This is a genomic window from Bradyrhizobium sp. 613_E4_N2_2, assembly GCF_052075995.1.
GTDB lineage: Bacteria > Pseudomonadota > Alphaproteobacteria > Rhizobiales > Xanthobacteraceae > Bradyrhizobium > Bradyrhizobium barranii.
The window spans coordinates 3,341,635-3,356,138 of the sequence record NZ_CP197234.1 but is presented as its reverse complement, the minus strand read 5'-3'; the positions used below and the strand labels follow the sequence as shown (position 1 = coordinate 3,356,138).

The window sequence follows — 14,504 nt, the reverse complement described above, 5'->3', positions numbered from 1 at the left end:
CTTGAGAGACATTAAGATGAATCCAGCCAATCTTCCCTTCGATTCCGAGGCGATGCTCGAGGGCCTGCGCACCTGGGTGGAATGCGAGAGCCCGACCTGGGACGCGAGTGCCGTCAACCGCATGCTCGATATCGCAGCGCGGGATATGGCGATCATGGGTGCGACGATCGAACGCATCGGCGGTCGACAGGGCTTCGGCGGCGTGATCCGCGCGCGCTTCCCGCATCCGAAACAGGGCGAGCCGGGCATCCTGATCGCCGGCCACATGGATACCGTCCACCCGGTCGGCACCATCGAGAAGCTGAAATGGCGGCGCGAGGGCAACAAGTGCTACGGCCCCGGCATCTACGACATGAAGGGCGGCAACTATCTCTCGCTGGAAGCGATCCGGCAGCTGGCACGCGCTTCCTTCACCACGCCGCTGCCGATCACCGTGCTGTTTACGCCCGACGAGGAAGTCGGCACGCCCTCGACGCGGGACATCATCGAGGCGGAGGCCGCGCGCAACAAATATGTGCTGGTGCCCGAACCGGGCCGCGCCGACAACGGTGTCACCACCGGACGTTACGCCATCGCGCGTTTCAATCTGGAAGCGACGGGCCGGCCGAGCCATGCCGGCGCGACATTGTCGGCCGGACGCTCGGCGATCCGCGAGATGGCGCGGCAGATCCTCGCCATCGACGCGATGACGACGGAGGACTGCACCTTCTCTGTCGGCGTCGTGCACGGCGGACAATGGGTCAATTGCGTTGCCACGACCGCCACCGGCGAGGCGCTGTCCATGGCCAAGCGCCAGGCCGATCTCGACCGCGGCGTCGAGCGGATGCTGGCGCTGTCGGGCACGACCAATGATGTCACGTTCAAGGTGACGCGCGGCGTCACGCGCCCCGTATGGGAGCCCGATGCCGGCACCATGGCGCTGTATGAAAAGGCGCGCGGCATCGCCAAGTCGCTCGGCACTGAGCTGCCGCATGCGAGCTCTGGCGGCGGCTCCGACGGCAACTTTACCGGCGCGATGGGCATCCCGACGCTCGACGGCCTCGGCGTGCGCGGCGGCAACGGCCACACGCTCGAGGAGTTCATCGAGGTCGAGAGCCTAGTTGAACGCGGGCGCCTGATGGCGGGCTTGCTGGCGACGCTCGACTGACGACGCAGCCTTCGCACTGCACAATGCGTTGGCAGTCGCGGTTTAAATTTAGCCTTGTCTAAAAATGAGGCGCATCGTACTGCTCGATTGTCCACGCGACGATGCGGGAGAGATCGCAACGAGAGTTCAGGCTTTCGTTGCGGCGCCGACGGAGCAACCGCCCCGGAAACTCTCAGGCAAAAGGACCGTATCGTCAGGACGATCTGGAGAGAGGCGGCACGGCCAATGTGGTCGTGACGTCCACCGAAGGGGATAGTCCGGAGCTGACCTCGCCGAGGTCCGCGCCGGATCAAGCTCTCAGGTAACCGTGACAGATGGGGCGCCGCCAACGGCCTTTGGCCGGCGGTTAGCCGACTCTAACTCACGGGAGCCCCGAACCTGCCATGACCCATATCGCCATCATCGGCGCCGGCATCACCGGCGTAACGACTGCCTATGCCCTGCTCGAACGCGGATACAAGGTGACGGTGCTCGACAAGCACCGCTACGCCGCGATGGAGACGTCCTTCGCCAATGGCGGACAGCTCTCCGCCAGCAATGCCGAGGTGTGGAACAGCACCGCCACGATCCTGAAAGGCCTGCGCTGGATGTTCCGGCGCGACGCGCCGCTGCTGATGAACCCGCGGCCGAACTGGCACAAATATTCGTGGATGAGCGAGTTCGTCGCCAATATCGGCAACTACCGCGCCAACACGATCCAGACCACGCGGCTCGCGATCGAAGCCCGCAAGCATCTGTTCGAGATCGCGGAGCGCGAAGGCATCGACTTCGATCTCGAACGCTGCGGCATCCTGCACATCTATCACGACAAGAAGGGTTTTGAATCCGGCCTGCAGGTCAATGCGCTGCTGAAGGAAGGCGGGCTCGATCGCCGCCCGGTAACGCCAGAGGAGATCCGCGCCATCGAGCCGACGCTGCGCAAGGACTATTTTGGCGGCTTCTACACGCCGTCGGATGCGACCGGCGATATCCACAAGTTCACGCGCGGACTTGCGGAAGCCTGCAAGCGGCGCGGCGCGACCTTTATCCACGAAGCCAACATCGATTCCATTGCCCAGGCAGGTGGCGGCTTTGTCATCGGCTGGGCTGATCTTTCGGCCAGTGATGCTGTCGCATCCGTGCGCGGCATGCTGAAGGCTGACGGCGTCGTGGTCTGCGCCGGTGTGGCCAGCCGCCACTTCGCCGCCCTCCTCGACGAGCGCGTCAACGTCTATCCGGTGAAGGGCTATTCGATCACCGTTCAGCTCGACACTGCCGCAAGCCGCAATGCGACGCCGACCGTGAGCCTGCTCGACGAAGCCGCAAAAATCGTCACCAGCCGGCTGGGCGCCGATCGTTTCCGCGTCGCAGGCACCGCCGAGTTCAACGACTTCAACCGCGACATCCGCGCCGACCGCGTGCAGCCGCTGGTCGACTGGGTGCGCAGCAACTTCCCCGGCGTCGAAACGTCCAAGGTCGTGCCCTGGGCCGGGCTGCGGCCGATGATGCCGAACATGATGCCAGTGGTGCGCGCAGGACGGATGCCAGGCCTTTTCTTCAACACCGGCCACGGCCATCTCGGCTGGACCTTGTCGGCCGCGACCGCGCAGATGATTGCCGGGACCATCGACGGCTGGCGCGGGCTCAACGCACCGCCGACCGCCCCCTCACTCAGGGTTGAGCGCGAGTTCCGTCATGCATCCTGAGTGGTCGATATCGGAGGCTCGGCGGCCCCTTGCGACCGCCCTGCCCTTGGCACACAATTTGCCCCGAAACGTCGGCTTCCACGGCCGGCTTTCCAGCCCGAGTGACAGGCGTGCATGATAGACAGAACCGATTCCACGGGGGCCTCCCGGCCCCACAAGTTCCGCAGCCGGAGATAGGTGCATGCTAGGTTATCTCATTCGCCGCGTTCTGGCCGCGGTGCCCGTGATGGGCGTCGTCGCACTGTTCGTCTTCCTGCTGCTGCGGCTGACGCCGGGCGATCCCGCCGCCATTCTCGCCGGCGATAACGCGACGCCGGAACGGCTGGAACGCATCCGCGACTCGCTCGGCCTCAACGAGCCGCTGATCGTGCAATTCATCACCTGGGTGAACAAGCTGCTGCACGGCGATCTCGGGACGTCGCTGATCTCCAACCTGCCAGTCATGAAGATGATCAGCCAGCGCGTCGAGCCGTCGATCTCGATCGCGCTCTCGACAATCATTCTGGCCGTCATCGTCGCCGTGCCCCTGGGCGTCATCGCGGCGTGGAAGCACGGCACCTGGATCGATCGTTTCGTGATGGGCCTCTCCGTGCTCGGCTTCTCCGTGCCGGTGTTCGTGGTCGGCTATCTCCTGATCGAGGTCTTCGCGATCGACCTTCGCTGGGTGCCGGTGCAGGGCTTCCGCAGCATCTTCAACGGCTTTGGACCGTTCTTCGAACGCATCATCCTGCCGACCTGCGCGCTCTCCTTCATCTACATCGCGCTGATCGCGCGCATGACGCGTGCGGCGATGCTCGACGTGCTTGGTGAGGACTACGTCCGCACCGCCCGCGCCAAGGGCATCAACGAGGTCGCAGTGATGATGCGCCATGCGCTGCGCAATGCCGCGGTGCCCGTTATCACCGTGATCGGCACCGGCTTTGCGCTGCTGATCTCCGGCGTCGTCGTCACCGAGAGCGTGTTCAACATCCCCGGCATCGGCCGCCTCACGGTGGACGCGGTGTTGGCGCGCGACTACCCAGTCATCCAGGCGATGATCCTGCTGACGTCGCTGATCTATGTCGTCGTCAATCTCCTGATCGACGTCGCCTACACGCTGCTCGATCCCCGGATCCGGTACTAGGGCTAAGGATAACAACAAAAATGTCCGTCGATAGCCTTCCCCAGTCGTCCATTCCGATCACGTCGCCGCTGCGGCCGCGTTTCGGATTCCTCACCTCGACGCCGATCATCGCGGCGGCCACGATCCTGCTCGCGTTGATCGTGCTGGTCTCGATCCTGGCGCCGCTGATCGCGCCGCACGATCCGGTCCAGCTTGCGCCCTCGCAGCGGCTGAAGCCGGCCTCGGCGCAGTTCCTGCTCGGCACCGACGCCTATGGCCGTGACCTCTTGTCGCGCGTCATCTATGGCGGCCGCATCTCGCTCCTGATCGGCATCGGCTCGGCGATCCTGTCGATCGTCATCGGTCTTGCGATCGGCCTCGTCTCCGGCTTCTTCAAGCTGGTCGATGCCGTCCTGATGCGCGTCATGGACGGCCTCATGGCGATGCCGAGCATCCTGCTCGCGATCGCCGTGGTGTCGCTGTCCGGCGCCAGCATCTGGACCGTGCTGGTCGCGATCACCATCCCCGAAATACCGCGCGTGGCACGCCTGGTGCGCTCGGTCGTGCTGTCCGCGCGTGAGGAACCTTACGTCGAGGCCGCGATCTCGGTCGGCTCCAGCCTGCCGAAGATCATGTGGCGACATCTGATGCCGAACACGATCGCGCCGCTGATCGTCCAGGGCACCTATGTCTGTGCCTCCGCGATCCTGACCGAGGCCATTCTCTCCTTCCTCGGCGCCGGTATCTCGCCGGAGACGCCGACCTGGGGCAACATCATGGCCGAGGGCCGTCAGTATTTTCAGCTCAAGCCGACGCTGATCTTCTGGCCGGGCCTGCTGCTTTCGATCGCCATCCTCAGCATCAATCTGATCGGCGACGCCGCCCGCGACGCCCTCGATCCCCGCATGAAGCAGCGGGAGGGCAAGTGATGACGGATCAAGTGATGACCAACCCAGTTCTCGACATCAACAACCTCGTCGTCTCCATCGGCAAGAAGCCGAAGGGCGCAAACATCATCGACGGGATCTCGATCCAGGTGCATAAGGGCGAGACACTGTGTCTCGTCGGCGAAAGCGGCTCGGGCAAGTCGGTGACCTCGCTCACCACGATGGGCCTGCTGCCGAAGGGCACGCTGGTTCCGACCGGCGGCAGCGTCAAGCTGGTCGGCGAAGAGATTCTCACCGCGACCGATCGCCGCCTGCGCCAGCTCCGCGCGACGCAGATGGCGATGATCTTCCAGGAGCCGATGACCGCGCTCAATCCGGTGGTGCCGGTCGGCCGTCAGATCGACGAGGTCCTGCGCGCCCACACCGATCTCGACGCCAAGGCGCGGAAGAAGCGCATTCTCGACATGATGGAGCAGGTCCGCCTGCCCCAGGTCGAGCGCATCTTCGCCTCCTATCCGCATCGCCTGTCCGGCGGCCAGCGCCAGCGCATCATGATCGCGATGGCGCTGGTGCTGGAGCCGAAGCTGCTGATCGCCGACGAGCCGACCACCGCGCTCGACGTCACCACGCAGAAGCAGATCCTGACGCTGATCCGCGACCTCCAGCGCGATCACGGCACCGCCGTCCTGTTCATCACCCACGACATGGGCGTGGTTGCCGAGATCGCCGACCGCGTCGCTGTGATGCGACAGGGCCGGCTGGTCGAGACCGGTCCGCTCGAGACCGTGCTGCGCAACCCGACCATGGAGTACACCCGCAATTTGCTTTCTGCGGTGCCGAGCCTGGTGCCGCGCGCGGCACGGCCCGAGACCAAGGAGCCGGTGGTGCTGGAGGCCAACGAGCTCGGCAAGGTCTATAAGGAGCGCGCCTTCTTCGGCAAAGGCCGCGAGGTCGTCGCCGCCGACAAGGTCACGCTGACGCTGCGCAAGGGCCGCACGCTCGGCATCGTCGGCGAGAGCGGCTCGGGCAAGTCGACGGTGGCGCGGTGCATCGTGCGCCTGATCGATCCGACCTCCGGCGGCGTGCGCCTTGCCGGCCGCGAGATCGCCGACATCTCGCGCCGCCTGCTCCAGCCGCACCGGCAGAAGATCCAGATCGTGTTCCAGGATCCCTACCGCTCGCTCAACCCGCGCATTACCGTCGGCGAGAGCATCGCGGAAGGCCCGATCAATTACGGCACCTCGCATGCCGATGCGATGAAGCGGGCGCGCGAATTGCTCGAGCTCGTCGGCCTGCCCGCGGACGCAGTGACGCGCTATCCGCACCAGTTCTCCGGCGGCCAGCGCCAGCGCATCGCCATTGCGCGTGCGCTCGCGCTCGACCCCGACGTGCTGGTCGCGGACGAAGCGGTCTCGGCACTCGACGTCTCGGTTCAGGCGCAGGTGCTGGAACTGCTCGACGAGATCCAGAACCGGCTCGGCATCGCCATCCTGTTCATTACCCACGATCTCCGCGTCGCAGCCCAGATCTGCGACGAGGTCGTGGTGATGCAGCACGGCCGTGTCGTCGAACAGGGCCTGGCCGCCGAGGTGCTGACGCATCCGAAGGAAGCCTACACCAAGGCGCTGCTGGAGGCCGCACCGGGCCGCGGCTGGGATTTTGCGAACTTCAGGCCGGTGTCGGAAGGCGTCGCGGCGACGGCTTGATCCGCATACTCCGTCATTGCGAGCGAAGCGAAGCAATCCAGACTGCCGCCGCGGAAAGATTCTGGATTGCTTCGCTTCGCTCGCAGTGACGGGTAGCGACCATCATCATTCGAAAATGACTTAAAGCCATGCGCGGCGGCATGGGCTCCTCGCTTGCCCCCGCCTCGAAGCCAAGGCTAACGTCGCGCACTTTCAAACGCTGGACCAGAATTAATGACACGTATAGCCGTCGGCGGCTTCCTGCACGAGACCAACACGTTCGCCCCGACGAAGGCGACTTTCGCGGACTTCCAGCATGGCGGCGGCTGGCCGGCCATGACGGAAGGCGCCGACGTATTGAAGGTGATGCGCCGCATCAATGTCGGCCTCGCCGGCTTCGTCGACAGCGCCGAAGCCAATGACTGGAACCTCATTCCGACGATCGCCTGCGGCGCAAGTCCGTCGGCGCATGTCACCAGGGACGCCTTCGAGCGTATCGTGAAGGTGATGGTCGACGGTATCGCCGCCGCCGGCCCGCTCGATGCGGTCTATCTCGATCTGCATGGCGCGATGGTGACCGAGCATCTCGACGACGGCGAAGGCGAGATTTTGGCGCGCGTGCGCCGCGTCATCGGCAAGGACGTTCCGCTGGTTGCCAGCCTCGACCTGCACGCCAACGTCACGCCCGAGATGATGGAACACGCGGATGCGCTGATCGCCTACCGCACCTATCCGCATGTCGACATGGCCGAGACCGGCCGCGCCTCCGCAAGGCACCTCGCCCTGCTGCTGCAGACCAGGCAGCGCTTTGCAAAGTCGTTTCGCCAATTGCCGTTCCTGATCGCGATCAGCTGGCAATGCACCAATGACTTTCCCACCAAGGGCATCTACGAAAAACTTGCCGCGCTGGAGAGCGACGCCGTTCCGACGCTGTCCTTCGCGCCCGGCTTCCCCGCCGCCGACTTCCGCGACTGCGGGCCGAGCGTGTTCGCCTATGGCAAGACGCAGGCCGATGCCGACCGCGCGGCCGATGCGATCGTCAAACTGATCGAAAGCCACGAGGACGATTTCGACGGCAAGATCTGGTCGCCCGACGACGGCGTGCGCCATGCGATGGAACTCGCCAAGGGCGCGAGCAAGCCGATCATCATCGCCGACACCCAGGACAATCCTGGCGCCGGCGGTGATTCCGACACCACTGGCATGCTGCGCGCGCTGGTACGCAACAAGGCGAGCGCTGCGACCGGCGTGATCTACGACCCGGTCTCGGCCAAGGCCGCGCATGCGGCCGGCGTCGGCGCCACCGTGACGCTGTCGCTCGGCGGCAAGTCCGGCATTCCCGGGGATGAGCCCTATCGCGAGACCTTCATCGTCGAAAAGCTCTCCGACGGCCGCTTCGTCGCGCCCGGCCCCTATTACGGTGGCCGCGAGATGGAGATGGGTCCCTCCGCATGCCTGCGCATCGGTGACGTCCGCGTCGTCGTCTCCTCGCACAAGGCACAGCTCGCCGATCAGGCGATGTACCGCTATGTCGGCATCGAGCCGACCGCGCAGAAGATTCTGGTCAACAAGAGCTCGGTGCACTTCCGCGCCGATTTCGAGTCGATCGCGGAAAAGCTGATGATCTGCGCCGCGCCCGGCGCGATGCCGGCCGACACAGCCACCCTGCCCTGGACGCGCCTGCGGCCGGGCATCCGCATCAAGCCGAACGGCCCCGTTTTCACGCCCCCATCACGCTAACCGGACAGGACACATGCCCACGATCGACCGCATCGACGGCTATGCCGACGAACTCACTGCTATCAGGCGCGACCTCCACGCCCATCCCGAGATCGGCTTCGAGGAAGTGCGCACCTCCGGCATCGTCGCCGACAAGCTGAAGAGCTGGGGCATCGAGGTGCACCGCGGTCTCGGCGGCACCGGCGTGATTGGCGTCATCAAGGGCAAGGGTTCGGGCGGCAAGCGCATCGGCCTGCGCGCCGACATGGACGCGCTGCCGATGGAAGAGAACACCAATCTGAAATGGAGTTCGAAAATCCCCGGCCGCTTCCACGGCTGCGGCCATGACGGCCACACCACCATGCTGCTCGGCACCGCGCGCTACCTCGCCGAGACCCGGAATTTCGACGGCACCGTGCACCTGATCTTCCAGCCGGCCGAGGAAGGCCTCGGTGGTGCGCGTGCGATGATCAAGGACGGGCTGTTCGAGAAGTTTCCCTGCGACGAGCTCTACGGCCTGCACAACGCGCCCGACCTCAACCTCGGCGAAATCGCGATCCTGCCCGGCCCCGCGATGGCCAGCGCCGACTTCTTCGACCTGCGCATCACCGGCTACGGCGCGCATGGCGCGATGCCCGAGCGCTCCAAGGACGCGGTGATCATCGCGACCACGCTGGCGCAGGCGATCCAGACCATCGTCAGCCGCAACGTCGAGCCGCTGCAGGCCGCCGTCATCTCGATCACGCAGATTCACGCCGGTTCCGCCTACAACGTCATCCCTGGCGAGGCCCATCTCTGTGGCACCATCCGCACCTTCTCGGATGAAGTCCGCGCCCTGATCGCCGAACGCATCCGCACGATCTGCGCCGGCATCGCGAGCGCCTATCAGTGCGTGATCGAAGCCGACATCCGCGACACTTTCGGCGTGCTGGTCAACCAGGTCGAGCAGTCCAAGGTGGTCGAGGAGGTCGCGCGCACCGTCGTCAACCCCGCCAACGTGATCACCCGCGCCCAGCCGAAGATGGGCAGCGAGGATTTCGCCGACATGCTGCAAACCATTCCCGGCGCCTATTTCTGGATCGGCCACGACGGCTCGGTGCCCGTGCACAATCCCGGCTTCGTGCTCGACGACAAGATCCTGCCGATCGGCGCCAGCATGTTCGCCCGGATCATCGAAACGCGCATGCCGGTAGGTTAGCAATGCACAAAAAGAGCGTCGAAGAGGCCGTCACCTCGCTGCACGATCTCTCCGCGGTCGATCTGATCGCGGGCTATCGCGCCAAGCAGTTCTCGCCGAGCGAGGTGCTGGAGGACGTGCTTGCGCACGTCGCTGCGTGGGAACCGCATCTCAAGGCGCTCTACGCGTTCGATCCCGACAGCGCGCGCGAGGCCGCGAAGGCCTCGACCGCGCGCTGGAGCGGGGGCGAGCCATCAGGCGCGCTCGACGGCGTGCCTGTGACGGTGAAGGACAACATCGCGACCAAGGGCGTGCCCATCCCGCTCGGCGCTGCGAGCGTGAAGCTCGTGCCGGCCGAGAAGGACGCCCCGCCGGCTGCGCGGCTGCGCGAGGCCGGCGCGATCATCTTCGCAAAGACCACCATGCCCGATTACGGCATGCTGTCCTCGGGACTCTCCAGTTTCCACGCGCTGGCGCGCAATCCCTGGGATCTCTCCAAGAATCCCGGCGGCTCCAGCGCGGGCGCCGGCGCGGCGGCTGCGGCTGGCTACGGCCCCTTGCATCTCGGCACCGATATCGGCGGCTCGGTCCGCCTGCCTGCGGGCTGGTGCGGTCTCGTCGGCCTGAAACCGAGTTTTGGCCGCGTGCCGATCGACCCGACCTACGTCGGCCGTGTCGCCGGTCCCATGACCCGCACGGTCGACGATTGCGCGCTGATGATGAGCGTGATTGCAAAGCCCGACCGGCGCGACGGCATGAGCCTCCCCGCCGAGCCTCTCAACTGGAAGGGGCTGGAGAAATCCCCGCGCAAACTCCGCATCGGCCTGATGCTCGATGCCGGCGTCGGCCTGCCGGCAGAACGGTCGGTCCGCGATGTTGCAGTGAAAGCCGCAAAGGCGTTCGAATCCGCAGGGAGCGTCGTCACCGAGGTCGACGGCATTTTGACCCGCGAGATGCTCGACGGCCTCGACAATTTCTGGCGCGCACGGATGTGGGACGATCTGGCCAAGCTGACGCCGTCCGAACAGGCAAAGGTGCTGCCCTACATCTTCAAATGGGGCGCATCCGGCGCAAAGCTCTCGGGTGTGGATGTCATCCGCGGCTTCAACCAGACCATGGCGATCCGGGCGGCCGCTTCAAAACTATTCTGCGAGCTCGACTATGTGATCTCGCCGACCGCGCCGAACGTGAACTATGCGGCGGACTGGGCCTCGCCCACCAACGATCCGATGCGGCCGTTCGAGCACATCTGCTATACCGTGCCGTGGAATATGTCGGAGAACCCCGCCGTCTCGATCAACGGCGGCTTCGACGCCAACGGCTTTCCCATCGGCGTGCAGATCGTCGGCCGCCGCTTCGACGATATCGGCGTGCTCGGCATGGCCAAGGCGTTCGAGGGCTTGCGCAGCGCACAGCAGCCCTGGCCGAGCCCGCCGGCAAAGTAGGCATTCCGTCATGGCCGGGCTTGTCCCGGCCATCCACGTTCTTGTACTGCTCGCATGCCCAGTCCGCGCAAGACGGACAACGGCGACCATGCGTCTCGTCTCATTGAGATCGCACTTAAGATGAGGAAGGAAACCACCATGGCGTATGAGACGATCAAATACGAGGTCGCCGAGCAGATCCTCACCATCACGCTGAACCGGCCCGACAAGCTCAACGCCTTCAACGCGCAGATGCAGGCCGAGCTGATCGACGCGTTCGACGCCGCCGACAAGGACGACGACGTCCGCGCCATCATCGTCACCGGCGCTGGCCGCGGTTTTTGCGCAGGCGCCGATCTTTCATCGGGCGCTGATACCTTCGATCGCGATGCGCGGCGCGGGCCGGTAAAGCGCTTCGCGGACGGCAAGGTCGATTACAGCGATCCGCAGGTGCGCGATGGCGGCGGTCAGGTGACCTTGCGCATCTTCAAGTGCCTGAAGCCCGTCATCGCCGCCGTGAACGGCCCTGCCGTCGGCATCGGCGTCACCATGCAACTCGCGATGGACATCCGCATCGCCTCGGATGCCGCGCGCTTCGGCTTCGTGTTCTCCCAGCGTGGCATCGTGCCGGAGGCCGCCTCGAGCTGGTTCCTGCCGCGCATCGTCGGCATCTCACAGGCGCTGGAATGGTGCTATTCCGGCCGCGTCTTCCCGGCCCAGGAAGCGCTTGCGGGCCGCCTCGTCAGCAAGGTCGTAGCCCCGGATGATCTGCTGCCGACCGCCCGCGCGCTGGCCAAGGAATTCGCCGCCAAGACCGCGCCGGTGTCGGTCGCCCTGATCCGCCAGATGATGTGGCGCATGATGGGTGCCGACGATCCCATGGAAGCCCACAAGGTCGACAGCCGCGGCATCTACACGCGCGGCCGCTCGGACGACGTTAGGGAAGGCGTGGTGTCGTTCCTGGAGAAGCGTCCGGCGCAGTTCAAGAACAAGGTGTCGAGCGATATGCCGGATTATTTTCCGTGGTGGAGCGAGCGGGAGTACAAATAGAGGGATCGTAGGGTGGGCAAAGCGGAGCGTGCCCACCACTCTGATTTCGGTGAGTGATAAATGGTGGGCACGGCGCAAGAGCGCCCTTTGCCCACCCTACGGCACCGTCACTCCATCACCAGCGCCACCCGCCCGATCGCCTTGCGGTCGATCAACAGCCGCATCGCTTTGGCATAATCCTGCAGCGGCAGGCGGTGCGAGATGTTCGGGCGCAGCTTCCCCTCCTCCGCCCATTGCAGTAGCGCCTTAAGGCGCACCTCGCCGAGCGCGGGATTCTTCCGTACCGCCTCACCCGCACGCACGCCGAGCACGCTGGCGCCCTTGATCAGCAGCAGGTTGGTCTTGGCCGAGCCGATACCACCGGTAAAGCCGATCACCAGCAGCCGCGCGCCCCAGGCGATGCAGCGCATCGAGTTCTCGAACACCTCGCCGCCGACAGGATCGAACACGACGTCAGCGCCACGGCCGTCGGTGATGCGCTTGACGGCATCGCGAAACGGCTCGCGATCGTAGCGCACGAGATGATCGGCGCCGCGCGATTTCGCAATGGCGAGCTTCTCGTCGCTGGAGGCGGTCGCGATCACGGTCGCGCCCAGCATCTTGCCGATCTCGACCGCGGCAAGCCCCACGCCGCCGCCGGCGCCGTGCACCAGCAACACCTCGCCCGGCATGACCCGGCCGCGATCGATCAGCGCGTGATAGGCGGTGCCGTGGCCGGCGAGATAGGTCGCGGCTTCCGCATAGTCGAACGTCGACGGCATCGGCGTTAGCTGCGTCGGCGTCACCACCGCTTCGTCGGTGAAGGCGCCATGGCGCATCTTCACGATGACCTTGTCGCCGACGGACACGCCGCTTGCCTCTGCGCCCACCTCGGTGACGTCGCCGGCGGCCTCCATGCCGGGCGTGAAAGGCAGCTCCGGCTTGAGCTGATATTCGCCGGCCGCCATCAGCACGTCCGGAAAGTTCAATCCGGCGGCGCGGATCGCAACGCGAACCTCACCCGGTTTGACGGCGCGCGACGGAAACTCCTCCAGCCGCAACGTCTCGGGCGCGCCGAGCGCGCGGCAGACGACAGCCCGCACCATCAGGCCGCACTCGCCTTGCTGCGTTCGAGCGCCTCGCGGATCAGCGGCAGGCGGTCGTTGCCGAAGTACATGTCGGTCTTGCCCACGAAGATCGTCGGTGAGCCGAAGCCTCCGCGTGCCACGACCTCTTCCGTGTTGGCCTTGAGCTGGCCCTTGATTGCCTGCTCGGAGATGCCGGCAAAGAACTTCTGCTCGTCGACACCGACCTTCCTGCAGATCTCGGCGAGCACGGCGTCCTGCGAGATGTCCTTGTCGCCGCCCCAATAGGTCTCGAACACGGCGGTGGCGAACGGCACCATGTCTTTCCCCAGCCAGATGCAGCCGCGCATGACCTTCACGCTGTTCACCGGGAACACCGTCGGCGGCATCTTGATCGCAAGGCCGGCCGAGCGCGACCAGTCGGCGAGGTCTTTTTTCATATAGCGCGCCTTCAGCGGCACCGGCGTCTCGCGCTGCGCGTAGACGCTCGGATTGACCGTGTTGAAGATGCCGCCGACCAGGATCGGCCGCCAGATGATCTCGGCCCCCAGCTCCTTTGCCAGCGGCTGGATGTTGTGGAAGGCGAGGTAGGTCCAGGGGCTGGAACAGTCGAAGAAGAATTCGATCATGGCGTTTCCTTTGCGTCTTGTTTGTCGTGCTCTATCCCCGTCATTGCGAGCGACTTGTCCGCCATAGCTCGAAGAGCGACGGCGGAAGCGAAGCAATCCAGAATCTTTCCGCGGAACCAGTCTGGATTGCTTCGTCGCTTCGCTCCTCGCAATAACGATGGGGCGAGCAGCCTACTTCTTTCCCAGCACTTCCCTGGCACGCTGTCCGAACATGATCTTGCGTGATTCCTCGTCGAACGGCTCTTTCACGAACTTGCCGATCGCAAGCCCCGCCTGCACGAGCGGCCTTGCGCGCACCTCGGCGTACCAGCGTTTCACGTTCGGATAGTCGTCGAGCGTAAAGCCCTGCGCCTTGTGGGTCATGGTCCAGGGGAAGCAGGCGATGTCCGCGATGGAATAATCGCCGGCGACATAGGCGCCGGTCTTGGCCAACTGCCGGTCGAGCACGCCATAGAGCCGCGCGGCCTCGTCGCGGTAGCGCTCAATCGCATAAGGGATCTTTTCCGCAGCATAGAGCGCGAAATGGCCGTGCTGGCCGAGCATCGGCCCGAGGCCCGCCATCTGCCACATCACCCACTGGATGGTCGTCGAGCGGCCGCGCAGATCGCTGGCCAGGAAGCGGCCGGTCTTTTCCGCGAGGTAGATCAGGATCGCACCGGTCTCGAACGCCGAGAACGGCGCGCCGCCGTCGGCGGGTGCGTGGTCGACGATCGCGGGAATGCGATTGTTCGGGGAGACTGCCAGAAATTCGGGGCTGAACTGCTCGCCGGCGCGGATATTGACGGGCTTCACGTTATAGGGGAGCCCGAGTTCCTCCAGCATGATCGAGATTTTCCAGCCGTTCGGCGTCGGCGCATAATAGAGGTCGATCATCGCCCTTCCCTGTCGTCGCCAATGGAATAGAGAGCGACTTTTGTTGTTCTGTACCTTGAGTT

12 protein-coding genes and 2 riboswitches are annotated in these 14,504 nt (G+C 65.1%); of the genes, 9 read left to right on the top strand and 3 right to left on the bottom strand.

Annotation, left to right across the window (positions count from 1 at the left end; translation table 11 throughout):
* Window positions 1–16 precede the first annotated feature (16 nt).
* From AB7290_RS15800 to AB7290_RS15760, 9 genes are all read left to right on the top strand, one after another.
* On the top strand, window positions 17–1,147 hold the full coding sequence (locus AB7290_RS15800; protein WP_085401615.1) for a M20/M25/M40 family metallo-hydrolase: 1,131 nt from the start codon (window positions 17–19) through the stop codon (window positions 1,145–1,147).
* A gap of 94 nt (window positions 1,148–1,241) precedes the next feature.
* Window positions 1,242–1,345, top strand: a riboswitch (glycine riboswitch).
* A 3-nt stretch (window positions 1,346–1,348) separates the two neighbouring features.
* Window positions 1,349–1,463: riboswitch (glycine riboswitch) on the top strand.
* Window positions 1,464–1,530: 67 nt separating this feature from the next.
* Complete coding sequence (locus AB7290_RS15795; RefSeq protein ID WP_085401614.1) at window positions 1,531–2,832, top strand: D-amino acid dehydrogenase; 1,302 nt, start codon at window positions 1,531–1,533, stop codon at window positions 2,830–2,832.
* 181 nt (window positions 2,833–3,013) lie between these two features.
* Complete coding sequence (locus AB7290_RS15790) at window positions 3,014–3,955, top strand: ABC transporter permease (protein WP_014494267.1); 942 nt, start codon at window positions 3,014–3,016, stop codon at window positions 3,953–3,955.
* Between the two features lie 20 nt (window positions 3,956–3,975).
* A complete protein-coding gene (locus AB7290_RS15785) occupies window positions 3,976–4,863 on the top strand; it encodes an ABC transporter permease (RefSeq protein WP_028150021.1) in 888 nt (295 codons plus the stop codon).
* Between the two features lie 14 nt (window positions 4,864–4,877).
* Window positions 4,878–6,527: an ABC transporter ATP-binding protein gene (locus AB7290_RS15780; protein ID WP_085401683.1), complete on the top strand. Its 1,650-nt coding sequence runs from the start codon at window positions 4,878–4,880 to the stop codon at window positions 6,525–6,527.
* Between the two features lie 213 nt (window positions 6,528–6,740).
* Entirely contained in the window at window positions 6,741–8,246 is a 1,506-nt protein-coding gene (locus AB7290_RS15775) for a M81 family metallopeptidase (RefSeq protein WP_085401613.1), read from the top strand.
* Window positions 8,247–8,259: 13 nt separating this feature from the next.
* Window positions 8,260–9,423, top strand: coding sequence for a M20 aminoacylase family protein (locus tag AB7290_RS15770; protein ID WP_085401612.1), 1,164 nt, complete (start codon window positions 8,260–8,262; stop codon window positions 9,421–9,423).
* A 2-nt stretch (window positions 9,424–9,425) separates the two neighbouring features.
* Window positions 9,426–10,847, top strand: coding sequence for an amidase (locus tag AB7290_RS15765; protein ID WP_085401611.1), 1,422 nt, complete (start codon window positions 9,426–9,428; stop codon window positions 10,845–10,847).
* A 138-nt stretch (window positions 10,848–10,985) separates the two neighbouring features.
* Window positions 10,986–11,876 carry a crotonase/enoyl-CoA hydratase family protein gene (locus tag AB7290_RS15760; RefSeq protein ID WP_028150016.1) on the top strand — a complete coding sequence of 297 codons (891 nt, stop codon included), beginning with the start codon at window positions 10,986–10,988 and terminating at the stop codon, window positions 11,874–11,876.
* 107 nt (window positions 11,877–11,983) lie between these two features.
* Here the strand turns inward: AB7290_RS15760 and AB7290_RS15755 are convergent, their stop codons facing one another.
* The 3 genes from AB7290_RS15755 to AB7290_RS15745 all read right to left on the bottom strand — a co-directional run bounded on the left by AB7290_RS15755 (window position 11,984) and on the right by AB7290_RS15745 (window position 14,442).
* Complete coding sequence (locus tag AB7290_RS15755; protein WP_085401610.1) at window positions 11,984–12,961, bottom strand: NADPH:quinone oxidoreductase family protein; 978 nt, start codon at window positions 12,959–12,961, stop codon at window positions 11,984–11,986.
* Window positions 12,961–13,569 (bottom strand): 2-hydroxychromene-2-carboxylate isomerase, encoded by a 609-nt coding sequence (locus tag AB7290_RS15750; RefSeq protein WP_085401609.1) that lies wholly within the window; start codon window positions 13,567–13,569, stop codon window positions 12,961–12,963. The genes AB7290_RS15755 and AB7290_RS15750 overlap by 1 nt, the downstream gene beginning before the upstream one ends.
* Before the next feature lie 171 nt (window positions 13,570–13,740).
* A complete protein-coding gene (locus AB7290_RS15745) occupies window positions 13,741–14,442 on the bottom strand; it encodes a glutathione S-transferase N-terminal domain-containing protein (RefSeq protein ID WP_085401608.1) in 702 nt (233 codons plus the stop codon).
* Window positions 14,443–14,504: the final 62 nt, after the last annotated feature.

Coding starts and splice junctions, on each gene's coding strand:
- AB7290_RS15770 (WP_085401612.1), top strand. CDS start 8,260: ATGCCCACGATCGACCGCATCGACGGCTATGCCGACGAACTCACTGCT.
- AB7290_RS15790 (WP_014494267.1), top strand. CDS start 3,014: ATGCTAGGTTATCTCATTCGCCGCGTTCTGGCCGCGGTGCCCGTGATG.
- AB7290_RS15765 (WP_085401611.1), top strand. CDS start 9,426: ATGCACAAAAAGAGCGTCGAAGAGGCCGTCACCTCGCTGCACGATCTC.
- AB7290_RS15795 (WP_085401614.1), top strand. CDS start 1,531: ATGACCCATATCGCCATCATCGGCGCCGGCATCACCGGCGTAACGACT.
- AB7290_RS15800 (WP_085401615.1), top strand. CDS start 17: ATGAATCCAGCCAATCTTCCCTTCGATTCCGAGGCGATGCTCGAGGGC.
- AB7290_RS15760 (WP_028150016.1), top strand. CDS start 10,986: ATGGCGTATGAGACGATCAAATACGAGGTCGCCGAGCAGATCCTCACC.
- AB7290_RS15755 (WP_085401610.1), bottom strand. CDS start 12,961: ATGGTGCGGGCTGTCGTCTGCCGCGCGCTCGGCGCGCCCGAGACGTTG.
- AB7290_RS15780 (WP_085401683.1), top strand. CDS start 4,878: ATGACCAACCCAGTTCTCGACATCAACAACCTCGTCGTCTCCATCGGC.
- AB7290_RS15775 (WP_085401613.1), top strand. CDS start 6,741: ATGACACGTATAGCCGTCGGCGGCTTCCTGCACGAGACCAACACGTTC.
- AB7290_RS15745 (WP_085401608.1), bottom strand. CDS start 14,442: ATGATCGACCTCTATTATGCGCCGACGCCGAACGGCTGGAAAATCTCG.
- AB7290_RS15750 (WP_085401609.1), bottom strand. CDS start 13,569: ATGATCGAATTCTTCTTCGACTGTTCCAGCCCCTGGACCTACCTCGCC.
- AB7290_RS15785 (WP_028150021.1), top strand. CDS start 3,976: ATGTCCGTCGATAGCCTTCCCCAGTCGTCCATTCCGATCACGTCGCCG.